Here is a 23,249-nt window from a genome sequence, read left to right on the forward strand (position 1 = left end):
TCGGCTGGCAGCGATGCTTGCATGCATGCTATCGGCCACCTGTACCCCGTCGTGACTCTCAGAACTCTGAGAATTGCATCGATCCAGGTCACAGCGCCGCGAGCAGCGGTTTTGGAGTTCCGGTGCCCGTCGACGTACGGTTGGAGCCCGGGGTCGCCTGCGTGATAGGCTCCCCCGGTTGTTTCGGGCGAGTGGCGGAATGGCAGACGCGCTGGCTTCAGGTGCCAGTGTCCTTCGGGACGTGGGGGTTCAAGTCCCCCTTCGCCCACACAGAGGAGTTCTATGAACTCCAAGCGCTGAGGTCACGAACTCGAAAGAGTTCGTGACCTTTGTGTTTATGTGGGCAGCTTCGGAGGAGTGCGGCTGATCGACAGATGCGGGAGTTAGAGGCGCAAGTCCCCGGGGAGCTTGTGAACCGCAAGTCGCCAGCCGAAACTTTGACCTGGTGGAAATGGCACCTGGGGATTCAGACTTTAACCATCTCCCAATTGGTGCTGTCCTCCACCGTCGGGCGGGCTGGCGATGGGGTCGATGACGGCTGTGTGTTCGTCGAGGGCTTGGTTGTCGGACACGGCGAGTACCTTCACGCCCGCACGATGTGCGGCTCCTAGGTCGGCTATTCAAACGTCCGGTCGGCGGGATTACGGGGATTGGAGTCAGGTGCGGAAGCGATGCAAGAACAAGCCGCGCAATGGCGCTCCTCGTCGAAGGCAGCTTGATCCACTTGGTCTCAGACAAGACGCCGGTAATGCCAGATTCGAAAAAGGCGATCTCGCCGATATGGTCAGCGATATAAGCCTTTTCGCTGGTTGTGAGTCAGTTGCCGCGGTGCGGACCATTTTGCGCGAACAGATCCAGCTCGAGGTCGATGCGATGGCGTCTCTGGTGCAAGACGCCGACGCGTTCGACGTCATCGAGCTGATGCGACTACGTGAACTCGGCGTGGTTCCGCAAGCTGCGCCCGGTGGCAGCGCGCTTGCCATCGAGATCGTGGCCGCCGTGTTGCTTTCTCGGGGATCTCGGAAACCGAGCGCACTTCCGCGCGACGAAACCAGACCCCACGTGGCTGTCAACGAGTTACGTCAGCGCGCCTTGCGCTTGATGCGGCTTGCGCAGGCGCGCCAACTCGCCGAGGCGGCCTTGAACGGTGACCCTCTCTCGATGCTCGCCGCCGAGTATCAAGGAGCGGTCATGGGCATCCGCAACTTGCAGTACAGCAACGTTCGGGATGCGCACGAAGCTCGGCTCTTCGACAACGAGCGGGCGGCTAACCTCATGCAAGAACACTTGGGATACACCTACCCGCAGGTCGTCGCAGTTCGTGAAGCCATCAGGGAGGTGTCATCGCAACGGATGACTGAGCTCCGGAATGGAACCGCGGAGATCATGTTGCGCAACCAGGGCGTTCCGCCAGGCCAGATACCAGCAGCCGAAGCGGAGGAAGTGGTGTCGCAAATGGTTGCTCTGATGTTTCTGCCGGGAGATCGGGCCACGATTTCCGCGAACGACGTTGCGCCCTTGGCAGGTGTCGACGATGAGACGGCGCTGGCTGTGTTGACTTCGTTCTCTCACTTCTTCGACTCAGCGATATCTGCGACGGACCGTGTCTACGACATGCTGGTCGGGACGAATCCGTTCTTGGGCACGCCGCTCATTTCCGACGGGGCGGGCCACTTTGTATCGACGTCAAATGAGGTGGGAAACGACTCGTTGCGAAGGATCTTCGAGAAGGCGCTCACTTCGAACGGCAAGGATTTCACCGCGTACGACCAGAAAATTTGCGTCGCAATGAGCGAGCAGATCGCGCTTGACGGGCTCGCGTCGATTCTTGAGACCGCCCCGTCGCACGCTGCATTCAAGTACTTTGCACCCGAAAAAAACGAGGAAATCGGCCAGCTTGGGTCCGGGTGTGCGAACCCCGCCGTGGTCGGCAAGCAAGTCGAAGGCGATGGCCTCTTCATCATCGATGACGTTGCGATTGTCGTCGAGACGAAAGGCAAGTCGATGGCCGAGCAGTCGCGACGAGGAGACGTCACACGACTTTCGCGCGATCTCGCCGCAACCATCGGCGACGCTTGTGAACAGGCTAAACGGATTGAACGTCTCATCGAAACCAACCGGGGCATCTGGCTCGCCGACAAGAGCTGGCTGGACTTGTCGCAAATCCGGGAGGTTCGTTGCGTGGCGGCGCTTCTAGACGATGTCGGCCCACTGGGTACCGCGATCGGTCGACTGCAGCAGGCCGGAATTGTGGGCGAGGACAAACCCCCATGGATCACCTCGCTGCACGACCTCACTACCATCGCCGCCGTTTGCGATCGACCCGCAGAGTTCTTGCACTACCTCAGGGTTCGAACCGACAGCCCGGTCACCACTCACTTCTGGGCACTTGACGAACTCGACCTTTACATGACCTTCCTCCAAGGCGACCTGTGGGTCGACGCTGATGAGGAAGACGCCGTCAACATGGTCGACGACCATTGCGTCGAGCTCAACGCATGGATGGATCGGCACGAACAGCAGGGGACCGAATTACCCGAGAAGCCGTCATTCAACGCCGTCCCAGCGATGCTGGAGCTGGTTGACGAGATCGCCGCCCTACATGAACGAGGGTGGCTGCGCTGCGGTGCCGACCTCTTGTCCTTGTCAGGCGAGGTGCAACAACAACTTCTCGACATGATCGCCGAACTTGACCTCCGCACTCAGGACGACGGCGACGAACATCATGTGGCCTTCTCATTTGACAGCCCGTGGGAGCGTCCGGCCTTTTTCCTCGCGATCAGCCCAGCTGGAATGAACGTCAGCGACGTTGCGACGCAACTGTTCGCATATATGCAAGCGAAGGCCGCGCAGATCGGGTCCGAGCGCTCATACGGACTGATATTCGACACCCACCAACAATTGAGACACTTTCTCTACTTCTAGGCTATTTCTGGCGCGGCATTTCGAGGTACACACTGCCTAGTCCCGCCGCCACACTGCGGTTCGCCAACAAGCACGATCTTTTCGCGAGCAACCTGCCCACGGTTACGCAGACCAGCGCGTGCTTGTCGGGGGCATGCAGTAGGAGACACATGTGGATGTCGAAGACACAGCGCCAGAGGCCCGCAGCGATAGCGTCCCGTGGAGTGGTGGACTTCGGATCTGGCGTGGTTCACGCGTTGTGATCAACGAGTCATGTTGAACGCTAGGTGATTTGGTGTTGTTTGGCAAGTGCTGCCGCAGCGTGTTTGGCGGCAATGACGGCACGTAAATCGTCCATGGAGACATCGGAGAGATAGCGGCGGGTGACCTGCCACTCGTCGTGGGATTCGATGACCACCGCAGTCGCCAGCCGCAGGAACGCCGCCGGATTCGGAAAGATCTCCACGACATCAGCGCGGCGCTTGATCTCCTTGTTCAACCGTTCGATCGGGTTGTTCGACCAGATCTTCTGCCAATGCGCCTTCGGGAACGCGGTGAAGGCCAGCACGTCGGTCTTGGCCTCGGCCATCATCGCGGCCACCTTCGGGAAGCTGGCCGCCAAGGTATCGGCGACGCGGTCCCACTGGTCGGCGACCTCGGCGGGGTCGGTGTGGGCGAAGATGGTCTTGACCGCCGCGGTGACCGCCGGGGCGTGTTTGGCGGACACCGCGGTGTGCAGATTTCGCATGAAGTGCACTCGGCACCGCTGCCACGATGAGTTCGCGAACTGTTGTGCCACAGCCGATTTCAATCCAGCATGCGCATCAGAGATCACCAGGTGCACACCACTGAGCCCGCGGACCCTCAGCGAGGCGAGGAATTCGCGCCAGAACTCGTAGGACTCGCTGTCACCGACGGCGGTGCCCAGCACCTCGCGCGTGCCGTCGATGGACACCCCGGTGGCCACCACGAGCGCCTGAGAGACCACGTGCGCCCCGATGCGCACTTTGCAGAACGTGGCGTCGCAGAACACGTACGGGAACTCGGTGTGGGCCAGGCTGCGGGTACGAAACGCCTCGATCTCCTTGTCCAGGCCGGCGCAGATCCGTGAGACCTCCGACTTGGACACGCCGGTCTGCACACCCATCGCGCTCACCAGGTCATCGACGCTGCGCGTGGACACCCCGTGGACGTAGGCCTCCATGATCACCGCGTGCAGCGCCTTATCGATACGGCGGCGCCGTTCCAGCAGCGACGGGAAGAACGATCCGGCCCGCAGCTTGGGGATCTGCACCTCGACGTCACCGGCGGTGGTCGAGATGGTCTTGGGTCGGTGCCCGTTGCGGTGCACGGTGCGTCCGTCAGTCCGCTGATAGCGGCCGGCGCCGATGGCCGCCGTGGCCTCGGCCTCGATCAGCTGCTGCAACCCGGCGCGGATCAGCTCGGCGAACACCGCGCCGACATCGGCGGACTTGAGCGCATCGAGTTGGGCAAGCAGGGCAGAATGATCCTGGGTCATCGCGTGGTGTGTCTTCCTGTTGAGTCACTTGGTAGGTAACTCACTGACCACTACGCGATGGCCCACCCCAACAGCGTCAACGACACACCCAGCACCGTCGTCCCCGCCCCCCGAAACTCCACCACGCTAGGGGACTTATCCCCCGCAGCGCCCAATTCGAGTCAGCGTGGTCAGCATTCGACGACGCGACATGTGCAGCAGAACGGATGGCGAGCACGTGGAACGATCTGGTCGCTACGGATCTGTTCAGAACCAACGTTCACGTCGATGACGATGGAAATGGACGTGTCGACGTCCTAGTTGATGAATACGAGGGTCACCGACTCCGCGACTTGGAGGTGCATGCCCGCGCGTTCGTCGATGCGCTGATGACGAGCGCACGCGAAGCGCTGCGTGCCACCGAGCAGATTGTCTCAGGCCCGTTGGGCCCACCCCAGGTAGAGCGCTTCCCGCTTTTCGGTGCAGAATCGGAATTTCTTGCGTTCGTTGAGTCGGGGGCATTGTCGGGGCTGCGACCTGATCAGATCCAGTTGATTGAACAGTTGCAGCCCTACTACTGGGCTGATGCCATCGAGCCAGCTCGTCAACGATTCGGCGCAGTCGTGACGCGCCTGTACGGCCTCGCGACGCCCGCACAACCGGAAGCCCGCCCCCTAGTGGCCTTCTGGGTGCAATCCGCGGTCCCCGCCTTGGAAGTAGATCCACCAGCGGTAGTCACTCAGTTGCGAATCTACCCCGATGGGGTGCTCATCGATTCGCATCTGATCGCCACGTTCCATGTCCCTCCGGGTACCTCGCGGCAGTGCACGCCCAATATCGCCATTGATCCCATCCTCAATACAGAGCCCTGGCCCGACAACCCCGACGACAACATGAGCGTCCAATGCCGCCAACTCCTACGAGCGATTCATGAGCTCATCGTGGCATTCGAGCGGTCAGTGGGGCTCCGGGCACCGCTCAACGATGGCCACTTTCGGCTAATCCCAACCGAAGACGATCCCCTGTGGGCGCGAGTAGACACCACCGATAACCCTGATGTCGAGGCAGGCCTTGCCGGATCCGACATTGGTCTCGCAACCTATCGTTCAGGGGACGACCTCATCATGCTGGTTCAGCGACCCGACGGTGTCTATGGACGAATCGTCCCGATGGCCGTCGATCTCAATCCGGCTGTAAATCGTGGTGCAGCGGCCGAGAATGCGAGTCGTGACTCAGTGGTCCAATGGGGCCTTCCGGATTTCGTCTTTAATCCTGAAACAGTTGAACGTGGCAGTGCTACACGAGAAGTCGGCGACGGCACCATCATCTGCGGCGGTCGTGGACTAGCCGTTCAAGTGAAAGCCCGGACGAACGCGACAACAACTGACGATCGGGAGCGTGCATGGATTGCCAAAAAGAGCAAGGAAGGAGCACGACAGGCAAGCGGATCCGTGAGGACGGTTCAGCGCCGACCCGTTGCTCACACAAACGCACGACGACGGTCAATCACCATCGACGGCAACGTGATTCAGTGGGTCGGTGTGGTGATCATCGACCACGACACCCCCCCAGACAACGTGTCCGCCTATTTAGAAACGGTGCCGATCCCATACGTAGTTATCCTGAGGAGGGAATGGGATTTTCTGTTTGATCAGCTGCGTTCGACAACCGCCGTCGTGGACTACCTGCACCGCATTGCAGGGCATCTCGTAGCGCCTGGCAAGCACGCCACCCATTACTACGAGCTAGCACTCGCCGACGAACGGACGCCACCGGACTTCGAACGATCTGGCATCCCGGCCTGCCTCAACGACCCCGAGCTTCGCTCCTCACGACCGACACTGCCACTCGAACCGGCAAGCGCAGCAGACGAATACGGGGTGCGAGTGTATCGCCAGATCCTCGAAGACATTGCGGAAAGCCGACGGGTCAGCGACGAGGCAGACCGCTTGTTTGTACTGCACCTGCTCGACAAGCTCTACGTCGCCGAGCGCGCCGTTGTTGGCCGACTGCTGTTGACCAACATGAGCAAAGCACCCCGGGTCGACATCGGCACCACCCGTTGGGATTTTCGACGCTATCTACTCGGCGAGGCCGACCTTCATCTGGCATACGCAGTCTGCAATCACTTCACCGACCGGCATAGGTACGCGTTCAAACTATGGGGCATGCTGCGCCACCACGAATGGATCACACACCTAGAACCCGACCGACGAAGCGACGCGACAACGGTCGCAGTGATGCTGACTCCACGCCATGACAAGGTTCGACCTTGGGACACAACCCTATTCGCGCACTTCGGCGAAAGACCGTTGGACGACGACGAGCTGGAGTCGATGCGCAGGTTATGGAACAACCCCCAGAATTTTGCGCCTGACGTTGAGGCAGACGGTGAGTCAAATGACCAATAAGAAAGAGTGACACTCGTGGATCCGCTGGCGCCGCTGGGTCGCAATGAGGTGTGCTGGTGTGGATCGGGTGTGAAATACAAGCGCTGTCATGGCAATCACCGACCCGGTTCGCAGCCGGGCGCACCCCTGCCACCCGACTTGGAGGGCAGCGTATTTTTGAGCCCGACTGTGAATGTGGCCGGCGATGCGATCACTGTCCCGGAGCGCGGAGCCTCCTTCAGGATCGTCGAGACTGAGCCGAGGGGCGACTTTGCGCACGCAAAGCAGACCACAGACCGGCTGATGTAAGACATTGCTGGGACGCTCGTAGCAAGGTCGTTGACGGCCTGCTCAAACGCGAACGTTATCGTGACGTATGCGCGTCCTCATCACCGCCGACTTGGCGACGGCGCGTCGCCAGCTCCAGGAGATAACGCAGTCGGCGGGTCACACGGTGCTGGACTCGGCCGATCTCGGTGCAGGCGCGCTTCTAGCCAGCGCAGAGTGGGAAGTCGATGCCGTAGTTGTCGGACTATTCGCTCGGCGGCCGCCGCAACAACGTTCCGCGGTACTTGTTGAGACGGGAATCGCACTTGGCCGGGGGACTCCAGTGCTGCTATTAACGCGCGAGGGCCTCCTAGTTCCGGCTTTGACCGGAGTGCCACAGATCGATGCACGCTTGGATGATCCCGAAACGCTTGCTCTAAAGCTGGAGCTTTTCTTTCAAGGCGTGTACGGCGGCGTACCGCGACGCCCTGCAGACAAGACAGAGATTAGCCGGAGACAGGGGCATTTGCCCGGTGGCTACCCGGACGCGATGGAGCTAGAGCGGACCGTGGCGGAGCTATTCGCCGCCAATGGATTCGCGTTGGTTCCAGAACCTAATCAGACATCTCCGCGCGGCCGTCCCGATCTAGCAGTTTATGCACAGGGCCACGAAGCCGAGTTGGGACTGGTTCTCATAGAGGTCAAACAGATCCGGTCACCTCAGTGGCAGAGGAGAATTAGAGACGCTTCCCAAGAACTCTCGCGGCATGTGGTGCGTGCGCATGCGGCATTCGGCCTCGTAATCTACGACGGTGACGGACTCCCGCCGCAGCAGCGAACCAAAGAGCCTCTTGTGGTGGCGATTTCGCTGGCGGCGCTGAAACTCGAGCTTGAGCAGCGACAGCTGCAGGACATTGTGCGCCGTCTCCGCAACGAAGCGATTCACGGGCTGTAGCAATGCCACTTGACCCGGAGCACGTTCGTACCATGTTGTCCGCAGCGGCCAACCAACCTGTTGCAGACACGCGAGGGAAATTGTTCGAGAGCGTCGCTGAGTATGTCTTTAAAGAGGTCGGGTGTCCCGTCCGAAAAAACCTGACCAGCCCATTAGGGGCACAGCAGATCGACCTCGCAGTTGCCCACCTCGGCGCCTTGGGACCAGTGCCGACGTTTTTCCTAGTCGAGTGCAAGTACTGGGAGGTGCCTGTCGACAGTGCGGCGGTTGGCTACTTCTTGAATACCTGCAAAGACCGCAGGGTGAAACTTGGGGTGATCATCTCAAAGCATGGAATCACAGGTGATCCGCAAGAGGCCTCGGCAGCTCACTCGCTGGCTTTCGGAGCTTCCTCGCTGGGAGTGCACCTCGTGGTTCTCAAGGAGAGCGACCTGCTTGCGGTTACCTCCGATGGCGACTTTGTCGAGATGCTGGTGATGGCCTGGATGGAAGCCGCAGCCACGGGGGGCGTCGGCAGGCCGTCCTAGGGCCAGTCGTATTGGTATCTCACCAACGCCGACCACAGCGTCACGGCCGCTGGCGACGTGATCTCCCGGTACAACGAGCTGCGGCGTGTCGAGCGGTCATGTCGGATGTCCAAGAGCGACCTTCAGGCCCGGCCAGTGCTATGCGACCGGAACATGGGCGCCCGAAGTCCGTCGCGCTTCTTTGGAAACGAGACCCTAGAGATCGACACCGCCAGCGAACCCTTGTCATCCTCGTAATTCTGTGTGACAGTAATCGTAAGTCGTCATCCACAATTACGGGACGGAGGGCGGTCATGGCCGTCTTGAATATCCGAGTCGATGATCAGGTCCGCGACGAACTCAAGGACATGGCTGACGCGGAGGGCGTCACCGTCAGCGAATACGTCCGCGATCTGCTCACGGCCGCGCTTGTTCCTGGTTACGAGTCCAAAGAGGACCACGGCGACCTGCCGGCGCCGGAGACGATGCGGATCGCTGATCGGCAGGTGCTCTCCCTGCTTCACCGCATCCTCGCGCGCGTCCTGCCCGAGGACAACGACGACGTGGACGGCAACGCCGGTTATCAGCTGGGGCGTGCGCGGGTGATCGAGGCGGGCTACACCGGGGAGTACTGGCGCGAAGTCGCCGGGTTCAGTCCCGAGCTGTCTAAGCGCGACTGCGGTCGCGTCCTAGACATCCTGGACATGTTCCGCATCGTCACGTTCAGCATTCGGAGGCTGGAGAAGGACGGGACCACCGTCGACGAGGAACTTAAGTACAAGCTGGAATTCCGGGGCTTTGACGGTAACGACGGGCTCGAAAACCACATGGCCCACTACGTCGAGTTTCTGATGAGCGACGGCCGGTGGGCTGAACTGCACGAACAGTGGAGCAACAACGACGAGGGGAACTCCCACTCCCTCATGCTCGACACCTACATGCGCATGGTTACTGAACACCGCCGCATCAAAGCCAGCCGCGACCGCGGATTCCACCGAGAGGAATACCTGCTGTCCCTCGACGAGCTGCAGCGGATCGCAGACGCTCGAGTTCACCCCTCTCGCCGAGGCTGACAGACGTCTCACCGACGTCAGTCCTGGATGCGGTACAGCACACGGTTGACGTAGGGGCGGAACCGGTTGCCGCCTTCGAGATTGTCGATGATGCCGGCCACCGCGACGTCGAGGCCGTCGTTGCCGCCGCCCAGGGGGAGGTAGACGCGCCCACGGCCGGCGCCGAGGTAGTTCGCCCGATGGACGAGCGCGCCGGCCCAGCAGATGTTGGCGTTCTCGACGGTGAGCGCTTGTCGGGGAACGTCGCCCACTCGAATTCCAGGTCCTCGTTGCGCCACCGGGTGCCCTTCACCTCCGGCATCCCGTAGGCCATGGTCAGGTATCGGCCGCGATCTGCTCGACGATCTTGATGATGCCTTGCAGTGCCTCGTCCTCGGTGGGTGCCAGCCAGGACAGCGAGGGGAACTCGGCGACCAGGCCCACGAACTCGTTGTCCGCCGGCGACCACTCGACCCGGTAGCCGTAGTCCGAGCTGGCGGCGGCCTCGGCGGTCCGCGCGCGCCGCAGATGGTTGCGGATGATGGTGACGATGAACGCCGCCCGCTCCCGGGGGCTCTGCCCATATCCGGGGACGTTGATTGTGCCGGCGGCGATGAGGACTCCCTTGGTGATGCCGGGCTGCTGCTCGCGCAGGTCCAGTTCGATGTCCCAGTCCCCGCCCCGTTCGCCGAAGTAGAAGCTGTGCCCGTCGACCTGGCCCTCCCACTGTTCGGGAACTTGCCCGCCGTGGCGGCCGATGGTGACGCCAGGCTGGTCGGCCACCCAGGCCTGCAGGTCGGCCTCGGCGGCCTGTTGATCGGCCTGAAGCTGCTGGCCCTGCGGTGACCGCCGGAAATCCTCCATGTGGTCGAGAAACCCCTGGAAGGTCTGTGCTGATCGCCACCGCCGGTCCTCGGGCGCTTTCTCCATATCGTCGGGCATCAGCCAATCACTTCTGCGGCGGGTCGAGCAGGGCGCGGGCGTCTTTGATCAACAGCAGCAGGTGCAGCGGGTCGGTCGGCGAGGGCTCGAAATCGAAGTGCGCGTAGAACGCCCGCGCCTGCTCGTGCAGCGCGTGTACCAGCAGTGCCCGCACCCCGATGATCTCCGCAGCGGCCACCGCGCGGATGATCGCGTCACGCAGCAGCGCAGCGCCCAAACCCTGGCCTTGTTCCTTGCGGTCGATCGCCAGCCGTGACAACAGGATCACCGGCACCGGATCGGGCATGTTGCGCCGCACCCGCCCGGGTGTGCCGGCGCGCTCCACCGCCGCCGACGCCAGCGCGTAGAACCCGACGACACGTCCGTCCCGGCACGTCACGAAGCACCGGGAGGCACCCTCGACGTGGTTGGCCAGGGCGCGGCCTCGCAGGTACTCATCCAGGGTGGGTTCGCTGCTGTCGAAGTCGGCGACCACATCGTGCTCGCTGATCGGCCGGGGTGCGCTGTAGCCGCTCACTCGTCGAAGATCGAGGGCTCCGCGAACAACTTCTCCAGCCGCGGCTTCTGTGACACCGGTCGGTCCAGCACCGCCACGAACTCCGACCAGGCTGACGCATCGAGCATGAACAGTCGCCGATCGGCGAGCACCTCTCGGGCATGAGCCAGCGTCGCTGTCACCGTGAAGTTGGTCAGATCGGTCCCCTCGACTTCGGCGGCACGACGAATCAGCGCGTCCTGCTCGGCAGTCAGGCGCACCGCGAACCGCTCTGTCTTCATGGCCATGCCCTCCATTGTGTGCCTATCAGGCACACAATGCAACAGAGTATCTGTCACGCCTCTGGCCAGCTGCGATATGTACCGACGGTGTGAGCACGGCACTGAGTCTTCCAGAAAGTATGCCGAGGCCGATGGGGTCGCGGTGGGGACGGCCACGGTCGTTTCGTCGCTTTCAACCCCTGTGAGGGGGAGGCATGTCTTCTCGTCTGCTGACCGCGCTCAAGCTTCTGCTGATCACGGTGGTCGTCATCGTCACGTCCTGGCTGGCGGTGTGCGTCGTGGCGATGTTCACCGGCCATACCGATGCCATGCCCGTCATCGGTGCGGTGCTGGTCGACCTGATCGAAGCGCTCGTCGCGCGCCTCTGAACGACCTGGCCACCATGGCGGCCTAGTCGTGGATGCGGATGTCCTCGATGACCCTGACCGCTATGGTTCGTCCGGGCCGGCCACCCCACGCGGAATCACCTGCACGGTGATCTGGGTGGTGAGTAGGTCGCGCCGGGGCCTCGGTGTCTTCGATGGCGTGGGCCATCACGAACACCTCGGCATCCTGACCGGACAGGTGTAGTTGACGGTCGTAGCCGGGGTGATCTGGCCACGCTTGCCGGCGTGGAAGACGTCGTCGGTCACCGTGACCCTGGGCGGCGGCATGCTGGCTGACTCGGGCGTGCGCCGAGAGCGGTTTGAGGCGCCAGCACGGTCGATGGGCGGACTGGCGGTGGGCCGCGGCCTGGTCAACACCTTTGGAGTGCGGTGCCGAGGCGCTCCTCGTCCGTATCGCCGCGCGCAGCTGTCACTGCTACAGGCGAGACTGGCACGAATGATGGACACCGAACCGCACTGGCGGCACATCTGCGAAGTGTGCGGGGTCGAGGAGACCCTGACCCCTAGCGAAGCATTTGACCGCGGATGGGACTACCCACCGCGCATGGGCAAGTTCGGTGTCGTCAGCCCCCGATGTTGTCCTCGATGCCCGAACGTGAGAACGGTGTAGTGGGCTCTCGTGATCGATGGCTCTACCGAGGACATGCTGACCGAAGCGCAGCAGGAGACTGTAAGAAGGATCGCCGGCGAGCCTGAATCGATTGCGTTGTCCGACAACTAGTTTGACATCGTTCGGCGACAACCACCATCGGTGAACGAGAACATCTGCCGCGCCCGCCGGATGTGCCTGGTCAAACAACGCGGTTTTGGAGCTTGGGCGGTGCCGTGGGGCCCATTCGAGGCGGTGCGAGGTGGATTACGTGTCAATATGTGGCGGTCGTCCCGGGGCCATCTCACGCAGCGTTTACTGTCAGGCGGTGGACCAGCACCTCAGCATCTTCCGGCCCTACGACCGTGACCCAAGACACGAGGATCAACTCACCAGGGCCGCATTGATCGTGATGCGGCTGGTCCCCCTATGCCAAGAAGCATTTCTCGGCTTGGCCGACTGTCCGAGGCTTTCAGCGCTCCCGCGTCCCCGATTCGATATGCAGACCGAATCGCTCGTTGCGCTTGACATCGAAGTGGAAGACCCCACGGTGGACGAGTTGGTAAGCGTCTTCCTCGGTCCGCACGAAGACCTCGTCGCCGGAGCCAGCGAACTCAACGTGGCATCGGAACGACGCGCTCGTTATGACGGTGTCATCCAGTACGGCACCGCATTGGTGGTCGTCATCGAAAGCAAGCTCTACGCCAGTGCCAGCGAGCAGCAAGCTCTGGAGATCAACACGAAACAACTTGGCCATCAGGCGAAACGATGGGTTCCGGTGCGGTGGCAGGACTTGCTCGACCGGTGGTGGAACCTCATTGAACTCGGCGTGCTGGGTCCAGCGGAGGCTGCGGTTCTGAATGATTTTTTCGACAACGCCGAGATGAACTTCGGGGACCTATTGCCCTACACCGATCTTGAACGCTGCGGCGATCACTCTGGCCGCCAACTGCGCCGTCTCCGCACGATCCTTGAGACGGCGACCGGATTCACTGCCGAGGTTCGCGATGTCGGCGGGCATGCGGGTGTGAAGTTTCCACAGGATCAGGTCGTGGCCTTCGATCGGGTCAGTCTCTACATTGAAGGCGATAACGTCGTGCTCAGCGCCTGGCCGGCCGAGCTCGCCCCCCAGTACAAGCGCGTCTATGCCCATCCCGATCGTGCCGAAGCGCTGATTGCACTGACTGGGGAACCGGGCTGGCAAGTCCACGGCAACTTTCACCTCGCCTTCTGGCGTTCCAGCGGTCCGCAGCGCTGGTATCCCACGAGGCGCCGATAGCGTCCCGTGGAGTGGTGGACTTCGGATCTGGCGTGGTTCACGCGTTGTGATCAACGAGTCATGTTGAACGCTAGGTGATTTGGTGTTGTTTGGCAAGTGCTGCCGCAGCGTGTTTGGCGGCAATGACGGCACGTAAATCGTCCATGGAGACATCGGAGAGATAGCGGCGGGTGACCTGCCACTCGTCGTGGGATTCGATGACCACCGCAGTCGCCAGCCGCAGGAACGCCGCCGGATTCGGAAAGATCTCCACGACATCAGCGCGGCGCTTGATCTCCTTGTTCAACCGTTCGATCGGGTTGTTCGACCAGATCTTCTGCCAATGCGCCTTCGGGAACGCGGTGAAGGCCAGCACGTCGGTCTTGGCCTCGGCCATCATCGCGGCCACCTTCGGGAAGCTGGCCGCCAAGGTATCGGCGACGCGGTCCCACTGGTCGGCGACCTCGGCGGGGTCGGTGTGGGCGAAGATGGTCTTGACCGCCGCGGTGACCGCCGGGGCGTGTTTGGCGGACACCGCGGTGTGCAGATTTCGCATGAAGTGCACTCGGCACCGCTGCCACGATGAGTTCGCGAACTGTTGTGCCACAGCCGATTTCAATCCAGCATGCGCATCAGAGATCACCAGGTGCACACCACTGAGCCCGCGGACCCTCAGCGAGGCGAGGAATTCGCGCCAGAACTCGTAGGACTCGCTGTCACCGACGGCGGTGCCCAGCACCTCGCGCGTGCCGTCGATGGACACCCCGGTGGCCACCACGAGCGCCTGAGAGACCACGTGCGCCCCGATGCGCACTTTGCAGAACGTGGCGTCGCAGAACACGTACGGGAACTCGGTGTGGGCCAGGCTGCGGGTACGAAACGCCTCGATCTCCTTGTCCAGGCCGGCGCAGATCCGTGAGACCTCCGACTTGGACACGCCGGTCTGCACACCCATCGCGCTCACCAGGTCATCGACGCTGCGCGTGGACACCCCGTGGACGTAGGCCTCCATGATCACCGCGTGCAGCGCCTTATCGATACGGCGGCGCCGTTCCAGCAGCGACGGGAAGAACGATCCGGCCCGCAGCTTGGGGATCTGCACCTCGACGTCACCGGCGGTGGTCGAGATGGTCTTGGGTCGGTGCCCGTTGCGGTGCACGGTGCGTCCGTCAGTCCGCTGATAGCGGCCGGCGCCGATGGCCGCCGTGGCCTCGGCCTCGATCAGCTGCTGCAACCCGGCGCGGATCAGCTCGGCGAACACCGCGCCGACATCGGCGGACTTGAGCGCATCGAGTTGGGCAAGCAGGGCAGAATGATCCTGGGTCATCGCGTGGTGTGTCTTCCTGTTGAGTCACTTGGTAGGTAACTCACTGACCACTACGCGATGGCCCACCCCAACAGCGTCAACGACACACCCAGCACCGTCGTCCCCGCCCCCCGAAACTCCACCACGCTAGGGGACTTATCCGAGGCGCCTGCCTGGCTCCACTTATGTGCGCCAATGGGTTGACGACTTCTCCGATGGCCGAGCCGGCCGGCGACTGCGAAAAGAACTCAACGACAGTCTGTTCCGTGGATGGCTCATCCAGCGCGGATATGCCGTCGACGCCGAGATGGACAGCCTCGACGAGTGGTCTGACCGGCTGCCCATGGATAAGTTCGATGTCCGTCCGAGCATTCAGGTGACGCGGTCCTGGCAGTACACCGACGCCGTGGCGCGCGACCGCACCGGACAACTCACCGCTGAAGTGCGCGACGCAATCAACCGCCTACTGTCCGCGTTGGACGAACCTCAATTGCACGATCTCACTCAGCCATACGCAGATTGAGGCCGAAAGCGCAGCCGGTGGCGATGCAGCTGAGGACGCGCGAGTAGCGCACCACACACGTGGCTACTGCTAAAGACTGCGTGGAGGCCAATTAACCTGTCTGTGTCCACTTTCGGTGACGGAGAGAAGTTCATGCAACGTAGGTTCGTTCAGTCGTGTGTCACAAGCATCGGATTTCCGGATAGTTTAGAGGATTTGGAGTCGATGTTTGAGAAGCACGACGGTAACGCCTTGGATAGGAATATAACCGATCTTGAGGTCATCTCGAATTTTGAGCGCCTCAACCTCGATTATTGCGAATGGACGGCTGCGCGATGGATGACTGAAGGCGATGTGTTGTTTTTCTATCACACGAACCGAGGCCACAAGAAGATCAGGCGCCTTCTTAAAGAATTACTACGAGGGGCCGGATCGGTTCGACAAACTTCGAGCGGCGATACAATCGAAATTCTTAGGCGTAACCTTGAGTTGTCGACACGGGTCGAAAGCTGCATCTTTGCGTGTGCGCCCATCGGAGGAACTGCAACCTACTACGCCAAAGAAGACACCTACCACTTCAATAGCCGCAGCTTCGCACCATTCAGTGAGGTCTACCTCTTTGAGAAACCCCTGCATGCGAGCGATTTCGGACTTCATTTCAAGATTGGGCAGAACACAGTTACCCCACTCTACAAGCGAAACTTCGGTGCTATCAGAGACCTCCTCCAGCGTGACAACGATATTCCGGAGTTTCTAGAACATGCTGACATCAGTGAGCTTTCATTTCAGAACATCTCGAAGGAGAACTGGCGACAGGTGGTCGCCTCTCCGCAAGCAAGGTTTCTCAACGAAGAGCTTGTACGCGAGTACTTCATCAACTATCTGCTCGATGAGATCAGGGATCCGAGAACCCCTATTTTAGAGGAATGTGTTACGTCAAGGAATGGTCACGTCACAGGTCGAGCCGATTACTTTGTGATGGTGGGTGGTCGTTGGACTCCAATCGAAGCAAAACTGAACATACTTACTGAAAGCAATCTTCTCGGCCAGATCGGGAAGTACCTGAGAATTGACAGATTTGTGCCCACTGTCCGCAGAAAGCAGAACTCAGAATTCTTTCCGGAACAGCACGGCGCGTGCGTAGTGATCGATCAATCGGGGGTCTATCTCACGCATGATCAAACTTTTGTCGACTGTGACTTCGCCAAACCATGGCTCGCCCGCGAGAGGGTTACCGATGATTTCCAGGAGCACCTCAGAAAGGCAATTTTCGATCTGGCCGCCGAGGCGCAATGAATCGTGGCGTCCCGACGTCGCTCCATAGGCAAGCGAACTACGTTTCCGATTTTGCCGCAGAGGAGGCAGTGCGCGCGGGCAGGGTGCGTACGCCTACTGGCCGTGTTGGCTCGCGGCCATCCAGAGTGCGACGTCTATGCGGCGGAGCAGGCTGACGTCGGCCGACGCATCCGCGCAGACCTGGGCGACGGCCGCGCGGCGCAACTCGTCGGACAGTTCGTCCCACATCGAGATCCAGAACGGCGAAACTGGTGGCTGAAGTAGGTTCTTGACCTTGTTGTCGAGGATGGGCATTAAGCGTGGTCGTTTGGTGGCGAGCAGCTTGCCGGCGATCACCCAGTCGATGCCTGGCAGGGTGCGCAACAGTGTGTGAAGTTCGGCCGTCGGGCCGTCCTGCAGTGTCTCCTGGGAGGCGTCCCAGGTGTCGACTGAGCGCGGTATCCACCGAAGCAACACGTTGAACCGATCAGGTTCGTTGACAAGCAGTTTGGCTGCAGCCTCAGGGGGCACCTGGACGCTGAGCGTCTCGACCGCGACCAGGTCGGAGGCGTCGAATCGGTTGGGGTGGCCGACGGCGCCGAAATGTTCAAACCAGCGGCCCGTGAAGCTCGTGAAGTAGCGGCCGCGCACCCAGCAGCGACGATCCCAACCCCGAACTCCTCGATGCCCTCGACAGCATCACCGACTACGCCGAACGCGCCTCCGCGATCACATGCGAACGATGCGGCGAAGCCGGAGTGCTGCAGAGAACCCGATACAGGGCCAAAACCCTGTGCCGAACTGCTCGGATACGCGCCGTGGCGCCGCCGAGCATGTAGAAACTCGAACGCTGCGCCGCGCACGAGGGTTTTGCGATCCTGCCGCAGTCGGCTACGGCGTTCTACCGGCGGCCGGACGTGTGCGTCGTACCGATCGAGGACATGCCACCTGGCGGGGTCACGCTGATATGGGATGCGGCCGTCGCCGATCCGATCCGCGACGCGTTCGTCGCCGCTGCGGTGACCAACGCTGCTCAGACGGTCTGAACCCCGAAACATCACCGCAGCAAGGAAGTGTGTCCACCTCCGAGAGGTGGATGTGACTGATCACGGTCACGGCGAACGCGGCTCTCCTCAACGCCGAGTTTGTGCCCTGGGCGAAAGCAGATGCCGGCTGCGTCGCCGCATTCCTACTGTGAGTTCATGGTCGCTGCGCAGGATGTCGAATACATCGTCGACGGGATGACGATGGTCGGCCACCTGGCGCTCCCCGACGGGAAGGGTCCATGGCCGGCCGTGCTGATCGGGCATGACGGGGTCGGTCTCGACGCCTATCAGCGCCGCCGCGCTGACATCCTTGCCGAGCATGGGTACGCCGCCTTCGCGATGGACTATCACGGCGGGCGGACGTACTTCGGCGAACCGGAGGCCATGCTGGAGCGGGTCATGCCGCTGTTGGACGACTCGACGCGGATGCGCGCCATCGGCCGGAAGGCGCTCGACGTCTTCATGGCGGTACCTGGCGTCGACCATCGGCGGCTCGCGGCGCTTGGATACGGCGCGGGTGGTCGACTACTTCTCGAATTAGCCTGTACAGGAACGCCTTTCGTTGCACTCGCGGCGGTCCACCCCGCTCTGCCGCCGAACCCGCAGACGGAAGACTGGCGTGGTGTCGGGGGAGCGTTTCTGCTGTGTACCGGCTCCGAGGATCCGCTGTGCACTCCGACACAACTCCTCGCTTTCGGCGCCGCACTGGAAGGCGCCGGGGTGGATTGGCGCGTCGCGGTCTTCGGCGGCGCACAGCACGCATTTTGGGCCGTCGAGGCCGCGCCCGGCCAGTCGGCCACCGTCCCCGGAGTGGGGTATCACGCGCTCCAAGCGCGACGGGCGTGGGAGGCCGTGCTGCAACTGCTCCACGACGAGCTACCGGTCAACGGCTCGGCGGTGGACGCCAACGACTGACCGATCGCCGATCCCCGCCCTCACCGTTCGAATCTACGACGGCGCACCGCAGACGGGATCCTGCCGCTCACTCCATGCCGCGACGGCCCGGCGTCCAGAACGGTTTGGTGCGGATGTTGCGTCGGTCCCAGCCGCGCTCCTCGACCAAGATTCTCCTCACCGTCTGCACGGTGCGCGCCTCCCCGGCGAGGTAAGCGACGCCAGGCCGGTCAGGAAGTGCGAGCTCTCGTACGGCCTGCGCGAGCACTACCGAATCGGCGGCCGTGGTGTCGCCACGCTCTACGTGAATCAGGTTGCGCGACAGAGCGATGTGGTCCGCTTCGTGGGCGCCTTCGACGACCCCGTACACCGGGGTTTCGTCGGGCACGGCGCGCACCATTGCGGCGAAGGCGACCGAGGCGGTCTCTTCCCCGACGAACAGGTGATACGGCGCGTCAGGGCGCACGATGAAGGACCCGTGGGGCCGTGTCATCGTGACGTGATCCCCGACCCTGGCGGCCGATGCCCACCGTCGCGCTGGCGTCTGCGAACCGGATTCACCGTCGTGATCCAGCATCGCGATGTCGAGTGAGCCACGTTCGGGGTCCGCATCGTAGATCGAGTAGGTGCGCAGTGCGTCGTGAGGGTGCAGGCGCAGCATGGAGTCGAGCAGCCCGGCGACCTGCAACCTGATGTGCTGGCCGGGCTTCCAGGCCATGGTTCGTAGCTGGTCGCCGCTCACCCGGATGCGTCGCATCCTCGGGGTCAGCGGGCTGATCTCGGTGATCGTCGTGGACAGGAACACGCTGTCGCGCAACGTGTTCAGCAGTGGGACGTTCTCGAAGAGGGGTACCACAGAAACCTCCTGGTGATGTGCTGTCGACGGTCAGACCGTGTAGACGGACATCTCGTTGCCGCGGCCCGGTTCGAAAGGGAGCCGTAGAGATCGGTAGCCGTTGGCGGGATTCCGCACGTGGGTGAGGTAGTCACCCGACTCATCCACGGCGTTCTCGGCGATCACCAACGCTCCCGCGGCGAGGTGCGGCTCGAGGATCTGCAGCACCGGGAGGTACAAGCTCCATGCACCGTCCAGTAGGACGAGGTCGATACCGTCGTCGATCCCCTGCCGCAGGGTGTCGAGGGCGTCGCCGACGCGAATGTCGACGAGGTCTCCCACGCCCGCTGCTGCGACGTTCTGCTGCGCGCGTGCGGCTTTCGCGGGCTCCAGCTCTGTGCCCACGAGCCGGCCCCCTCCTCCGTCACGCAGCGCCGCGGCCAGGTGATGGTGGAGACACCGAACGAGGTGCCGAATTCGACGATGTTCCGTGCCCGGCGCGCTCGAGCGCAGATGTAGAGAAACCGGCCGAACTCGGCCGACACGTTCAAGAAGTTCGTCGCGAACTCCCGGTAGACGGCCCGGTAATCCCGGGCCTCCCGCGCCATCAGCTGCGCGATCTCCTCGCTGTTGCCCTCCAGCGCCTCGTCCCACTGCGCGTAGAGAGCTCCGTCCGCCGCGTGGGCCTCTGTGAACAGGCGAGCGAGAACGTCGCAAACCGGCGGTGAGGTGAGAGTGTCCATCAATGCTCCTTCGTTGTGCGGATTCTCGACTAAGGGTTACCTAACAAAAGCGCTCGCACCACCGGTAACGTGCTGGTGTATGCCGGAAACCCGCCAACATTGCGAGCCGGTGCCGACGTACCCGGCCGGAGCGCCGCACCGCATCGGACGGCTGGGTGCCGATACGCGAATCGGCACGCATCGACACACGGAAGGGCAGCTGGTCTACGCGGTGTCAGGAGCCTTGGCCACCACGACTGAACTCGGTACGTGGGTCGCGCCGGCCAACCGGGTGACGTGGACTCCGCCGGGTTTTCAGCACGCCCATCGTGGTCTCGGCGGCACAGACGTCCGCATCATCGTCACCCCCGGGGATCTCTCGCAGCGGCTCCCTGATCAGCCGAGCGTGTTCGAAGTCGGCCCGCTCTTGCGCGAGGGCATCGTGGCGTTGACCTCGCGGCCGGTGATGAACCCCGAGGCATATGCACGGCTGCGGGCGGTCATCCTCGATGAGCTGATCGAGGCTCCAGAGCTACCCAAGCGCTTGCCCGAGCCGCAGGATGACCGGCTACGTGCGGTCGCCGAACTGCTCGACGCGGATCCCGCGCAGACCACGACGCTGGCCGAGTTCGGCCGTGCCGTCGGTGCGAGCGAGCGGACGTTGAGCCGCCTTCTGCGCACTGAGTTCGGCATGAGCTTTCCCCGCTGGCGGACGATTCTGAGGGTCCACCACGGCATCGTCCGTCTCGACCGCGGTCACTCGGTCACCGACACCGCGAATGCCTGCGGGTGGTCGAATCCCTCGAGCTTCATCGAGGCGTTCACTGCGGTCATGGGGCAGACACCCGGTAGCTATCAGCTTGGTGTGCGCGGGGACGCCTCGCGCTGACCGGGCACTTCAGTGGCAGGCTGTCATGAGTGAGCATCACGCCCCCGGACGCGCATCATCTCGCCGAGCTCAAACTGCTCCGGCGCGTCCGCGACAGGATGGACCGCGACTACGCGCAGCCGCTCGACATCGAGACCCTCGCCCGGGGCGTCAACATGTCGGCCGGGCACCTCAGCCGCCGCTTCAAGGCCGCGTTCGGAGAGTCGCCCTATGCGTACCTGATGACTCGGCGTATCGAGCGCGCGATGGCGCTACTGCGGCGCGGCGATCTGAGCGTGACGGAGGTGTGCTTCGCCGTCGGCTGCTCATCGCTCGGAACGTTCAGCACGCGGTTCACCGAACTGGTCGGGATGCCACCCAGCACCTATCGCGAGCGGACCGCCGGCGCGGCCGACGGCCTGCCGTCCTGCATGGAGAAACACGTGAGCCGACCGATCAGGAATCGAGAAGCGCCCGCTGCGGCGCTCGATTTAGCGTGAGACGCATGGACCTGACGATTCACACCACGTTCCTGCCCCACGAGGATCCGGAGGCCTCGCTCGCCTTCTACCGCGACGTCCTGGGCTTCGAGGTCCGCCTCGATGTCGGCGGCGGCAGGATGCGTTGGATCACGGTCGGTCCGCCCAATCAGCCAGAGACGTCCATCGTCCTGCACCCGCCCGCGGCCGACCCGGGCGCCACCGACGACGAGCGCCGCGTCATCGCGGAGATGATGGCCAAGGGCACCTACTCGATCATCGTGTTGGCGACCAGAGATCTGGACGGCACGTTCGAACGTCTGCAGGCCAGCGACGCCGACATCGTTCAGGAACCGATCGAGCAGCCGTACGGCGTGCGCGACTGTGCACTGCGCGATCCGGCGGGCACGATGATCCGCATCCAGGAGGTCGGGTGAACGTGGGTGAATCGCCGTCCGAGAAGATCGACGAGCTGGGCGACTGGCGGGGCGACACTCTTGTGCTCGTCCGCGCGCTCATCAAGAAGGCCGCTCCGGACGTCACCGAAGAGTGGAAATGGCGCGGTGTTCCGACCTGGTACCACGACGGCATGCTGTGCACTGGTGAGACATACAAGGACAAGGTCAAGGTGACGTTCGCGAAGGGCGCATCGCTGGACGACCCGGCGGGGCTCTTCAACTCCAGCCTGGGTGGCAACACCCGGCGAGCCATCGACATCGCTGAAGGCGACAGCCTCGACCGGGACGCTTTCGTGGAGCTGATTCGCGCCGCGGTGGCGCTCAACACGCAGTGATGACCGTGGAGCGTCGGTAGTCGTGGCGCTGCTGTGGGATCAACACGCCTGTCTGCCGTTGAAGGTCGATGCAGAGGTGGCTCCACTGACCCGATTCCGCCGTCCCGGCGGAGCTTTCGTCTCGGTCAACGTGGGCTACTCTCCGCAGTCGTTCTCGGACTCGGTCGCGCTGTTGAGGCACTTCCGGTCAGCCGTCGAAGAACATCCTGATCTCGACTTGGTGTCCGATGTCGACGATGTCGAACTGATCACGTCCGCCGGCCGGATCGCGGTCGTGTTCGATCTCGAAGACTCGGGCCCGCTCGACGACGACCTCGACAACCTGGCGATCCTGGCCGGGCTCGGCGTGCGGACCATGCTGCCGACCTACAACCACGCCAACCGCGCGGGCAGCGGGTGCCTCGACATCGATGACGGCGGGCTGACCACGTGGGGCGAGGCGATCGTCGCCGAGATGAATGCGGTGGGCATGGTCGCGGACGGCTCGCACTGCAGTCGCCGGACCGGGCTCGATCTGTGCCGTGTCTCGACAATGCCTGTGGTGTACAGCCATTCGTGCATGGCCGCAGTCTGGGATCATCCGCGCAACATCACCGATGACCAGGCCCGCGCCTGCGCCGACACCGGAGGCGTCGTCGGGATCACCGGCGTCGGGATCTTTCTCGGACCGAACACCCCGACACTGGAAGCAATGCAACGGCACCTCGACCATGCCGTCGATCTCGTCGGCATCGCCCACGTCGGCATCAGTAGCGATCACTCCTTCGACCACGCAGACTTCAACGACGAAATGGCCCGCAATCCGGATTGTTTCGACGACAGCTACACCCGGTGGGGACCGATCCAGTGGATGCCGCCGGAAACGTTCATCACGTTGGGTGAGCATCTGGCCGGACAGGGGTGGGCCGATCCCGACATCCACGCCGTGCTCGGCGGGAACTTCCACCGGGTCGCCACACAAGCCTGGACCGGCCGACGCTGACGCGATTCGCGTCCGCGTGCACC

At 62.7% G+C, this 23,249-nt stretch carries 24 protein-coding genes, 1 tRNA gene and 1 pseudogene; 17 read left to right on the top strand and 9 right to left on the bottom strand.

Features of this window, described 5'->3' with window-relative positions:
* Window positions 1-185: 185 nt before the first annotated feature.
* Together ACXYX3_RS00125 and ACXYX3_RS00130 are read left to right on the top strand one after the other, a co-directional pair.
* Window positions 186-268 (top strand) — tRNA-Leu (locus ACXYX3_RS00125).
* A 560-nt stretch (window positions 269-828) separates the two neighbouring features.
* Window positions 829-2,925 carry a hypothetical protein gene (locus ACXYX3_RS00130; RefSeq protein ID WP_458609668.1) on the top strand — a complete coding sequence of 699 codons (2,097 nt, stop codon included), beginning with the start codon at window positions 829-831 and terminating at the stop codon, window positions 2,923-2,925.
* 262 nt (window positions 2,926-3,187) lie between these two features.
* Here ACXYX3_RS00130 and ACXYX3_RS00135 read toward each other — a convergent pair whose 3' ends face one another.
* Window positions 3,188-4,423: an IS256 family transposase gene (locus ACXYX3_RS00135; protein ID WP_241207993.1), complete on the bottom strand. Its 1,236-nt coding sequence runs from the start codon at window positions 4,421-4,423 to the stop codon at window positions 3,188-3,190.
* 206 nt (window positions 4,424-4,629) lie between these two features.
* On the opposite strand from ACXYX3_RS00135, the gene ACXYX3_RS00140 reads away from it, so the two are divergent.
* The 5 genes from ACXYX3_RS00140 (at window position 4,630) to ACXYX3_RS00160 (ending at window position 9,593) form a co-directional block, all read left to right on the top strand.
* Window positions 4,630-6,813: a hypothetical protein gene (locus ACXYX3_RS00140; protein ID WP_458609669.1), complete on the top strand. Its 2,184-nt coding sequence runs from the start codon at window positions 4,630-4,632 to the stop codon at window positions 6,811-6,813.
* A 48-nt stretch (window positions 6,814-6,861) separates the two neighbouring features.
* Entirely contained in the window at window positions 6,862-7,101 is a 240-nt protein-coding gene (locus ACXYX3_RS00145) for an SEC-C domain-containing protein (protein ID WP_458612246.1), read from the top strand.
* Between the two features lie 67 nt (window positions 7,102-7,168).
* Window positions 7,169-8,014: a hypothetical protein gene (locus tag ACXYX3_RS00150; protein ID WP_458609670.1), complete on the top strand. Its 846-nt coding sequence runs from the start codon at window positions 7,169-7,171 to the stop codon at window positions 8,012-8,014.
* Window positions 8,015-8,046: 32 nt separating this feature from the next.
* Window positions 8,047-8,541, top strand: coding sequence for a restriction endonuclease (locus tag ACXYX3_RS00155; RefSeq protein WP_458609671.1), 495 nt, complete (start codon window positions 8,047-8,049; stop codon window positions 8,539-8,541).
* A 293-nt stretch (window positions 8,542-8,834) separates the two neighbouring features.
* On the top strand, window positions 8,835-9,593 hold the full coding sequence (locus tag ACXYX3_RS00160; RefSeq protein ID WP_458609672.1) for a YfbU family protein: 759 nt from the start codon (window positions 8,835-8,837) through the stop codon (window positions 9,591-9,593).
* Window positions 9,594-9,610: 17 nt separating this feature from the next.
* Here the strand turns inward: ACXYX3_RS00160 and ACXYX3_RS00165 are convergent, their stop codons facing one another.
* The 4 genes and pseudogenes from ACXYX3_RS00165 to ACXYX3_RS00180 all read right to left on the bottom strand — a co-directional run.
* Window positions 9,611-9,844, bottom strand: a complete 234-nt coding sequence (locus ACXYX3_RS00165; RefSeq protein WP_458609673.1) for a hypothetical protein — start codon at window positions 9,842-9,844, stop codon at window positions 9,611-9,613.
* A gap of 64 nt (window positions 9,845-9,908) precedes the next feature.
* Window positions 9,909-10,514 (bottom strand): hypothetical protein, encoded by a 606-nt coding sequence (locus ACXYX3_RS00170; RefSeq protein ID WP_458609674.1) that lies wholly within the window; start codon window positions 10,512-10,514, stop codon window positions 9,909-9,911.
* A gap of 7 nt (window positions 10,515-10,521) precedes the next feature.
* Window positions 10,522-11,031: a GNAT family N-acetyltransferase gene (locus tag ACXYX3_RS00175; RefSeq protein ID WP_458609675.1), complete on the bottom strand. Its 510-nt coding sequence runs from the start codon at window positions 11,029-11,031 to the stop codon at window positions 10,522-10,524.
* Window positions 11,028-11,333 (bottom strand): annotated as a pseudogene (locus ACXYX3_RS00180) (type II toxin-antitoxin system TacA family antitoxin); the annotation flags it as partial. The pseudogene ACXYX3_RS00180 and the gene ACXYX3_RS00175, both read right to left, overlap by 4 nt.
* Before the next feature lie 152 nt (window positions 11,334-11,485).
* On the opposite strand from ACXYX3_RS00180, the gene ACXYX3_RS00185 reads away from it, so the two are divergent.
* Entirely contained in the window at window positions 11,486-11,659 is a 174-nt protein-coding gene (locus ACXYX3_RS00185) for a hypothetical protein (RefSeq protein WP_458609676.1), read from the top strand.
* Between the two features lie 935 nt (window positions 11,660-12,594).
* Window positions 12,595-13,545, top strand: coding sequence for a hypothetical protein (locus ACXYX3_RS00190; RefSeq protein WP_458609677.1), 951 nt, complete (start codon window positions 12,595-12,597; stop codon window positions 13,543-13,545).
* Window positions 13,546-13,615: 70 nt separating this feature from the next.
* Here ACXYX3_RS00190 and ACXYX3_RS00195 read toward each other — a convergent pair whose 3' ends face one another.
* Complete coding sequence (locus ACXYX3_RS00195) at window positions 13,616-14,851, bottom strand: IS256 family transposase (protein ID WP_241207993.1); 1,236 nt, start codon at window positions 14,849-14,851, stop codon at window positions 13,616-13,618.
* Window positions 14,852-15,017: 166 nt separating this feature from the next.
* Here ACXYX3_RS00195 and ACXYX3_RS00200 point away from each other — a divergent pair, with 166 nt between their 5' ends.
* Both ACXYX3_RS00200 and ACXYX3_RS00205 read left to right on the top strand, forming a co-directional pair.
* Window positions 15,018-15,353, top strand: coding sequence for a hypothetical protein (locus ACXYX3_RS00200; RefSeq protein WP_458609678.1), 336 nt, complete (start codon window positions 15,018-15,020; stop codon window positions 15,351-15,353).
* Between the two features lie 204 nt (window positions 15,354-15,557).
* Window positions 15,558-16,628, top strand: coding sequence for a hypothetical protein (locus ACXYX3_RS00205; protein WP_458609679.1), 1,071 nt, complete (start codon window positions 15,558-15,560; stop codon window positions 16,626-16,628).
* A 93-nt stretch (window positions 16,629-16,721) separates the two neighbouring features.
* On the opposite strand, the gene ACXYX3_RS00210 is transcribed toward ACXYX3_RS00205, so the two are convergent.
* Complete coding sequence (locus tag ACXYX3_RS00210; protein WP_458609680.1) at window positions 16,722-17,258, bottom strand: DUF6308 family protein; 537 nt, start codon at window positions 17,256-17,258, stop codon at window positions 16,722-16,724.
* A 551-nt stretch (window positions 17,259-17,809) separates the two neighbouring features.
* Here ACXYX3_RS00210 and ACXYX3_RS00215 point away from each other — a divergent pair.
* The gene (locus ACXYX3_RS00215; protein ID WP_458609681.1) at window positions 17,810-18,568 is read left to right on the top strand and encodes a dienelactone hydrolase family protein; all 759 of its coding nucleotides are present in this window, start codon (window positions 17,810-17,812) and stop codon (window positions 18,566-18,568) included.
* 67 nt (window positions 18,569-18,635) lie between these two features.
* Here ACXYX3_RS00215 and ACXYX3_RS00220 read toward each other — a convergent pair whose 3' ends face one another.
* Together ACXYX3_RS00220 and ACXYX3_RS00225 are read right to left on the bottom strand one after the other, a co-directional pair.
* Window positions 18,636-19,403, bottom strand: a complete 768-nt coding sequence (locus tag ACXYX3_RS00220) for a siderophore-interacting protein (RefSeq protein ID WP_458609682.1) — start codon at window positions 19,401-19,403, stop codon at window positions 18,636-18,638.
* A 30-nt stretch (window positions 19,404-19,433) separates the two neighbouring features.
* Complete coding sequence (locus tag ACXYX3_RS00225; RefSeq protein WP_458609683.1) at window positions 19,434-19,787, bottom strand: O-methyltransferase; 354 nt, start codon at window positions 19,785-19,787, stop codon at window positions 19,434-19,436.
* Window positions 19,788-20,234: 447 nt separating this feature from the next.
* Here ACXYX3_RS00225 and ACXYX3_RS00230 point away from each other — a divergent pair, with 447 nt between their 5' ends.
* The 5 genes from ACXYX3_RS00230 to ACXYX3_RS00250 all read left to right on the top strand — a co-directional run bounded on the left by ACXYX3_RS00230 (window position 20,235) and on the right by ACXYX3_RS00250 (window position 23,226).
* Window positions 20,235-20,993: an AraC family transcriptional regulator gene (locus tag ACXYX3_RS00230; protein ID WP_458609684.1), complete on the top strand. Its 759-nt coding sequence runs from the start codon at window positions 20,235-20,237 to the stop codon at window positions 20,991-20,993.
* 98 nt (window positions 20,994-21,091) lie between these two features.
* Window positions 21,092-21,472, top strand: coding sequence for a helix-turn-helix transcriptional regulator (locus ACXYX3_RS00235; protein WP_255730222.1), 381 nt, complete (start codon window positions 21,092-21,094; stop codon window positions 21,470-21,472).
* Between the two features lie 5 nt (window positions 21,473-21,477).
* The gene (locus ACXYX3_RS00240; RefSeq protein WP_241204333.1) at window positions 21,478-21,888 is read left to right on the top strand and encodes a VOC family protein; all 411 of its coding nucleotides are present in this window, start codon (window positions 21,478-21,480) and stop codon (window positions 21,886-21,888) included.
* A 2-nt stretch (window positions 21,889-21,890) separates the two neighbouring features.
* Window positions 21,891-22,244, top strand: coding sequence for a DUF1801 domain-containing protein (locus ACXYX3_RS00245; RefSeq protein WP_458609685.1), 354 nt, complete (start codon window positions 21,891-21,893; stop codon window positions 22,242-22,244).
* A gap of 22 nt (window positions 22,245-22,266) precedes the next feature.
* Complete coding sequence (locus ACXYX3_RS00250; protein ID WP_458609686.1) at window positions 22,267-23,226, top strand: dipeptidase; 960 nt, start codon at window positions 22,267-22,269, stop codon at window positions 23,224-23,226.
* Window positions 23,227-23,249 lie beyond the last annotated feature (23 nt).

It is taken from the genome of Mycobacterium sp. Panama NTM2 (assembly GCF_054355555.1).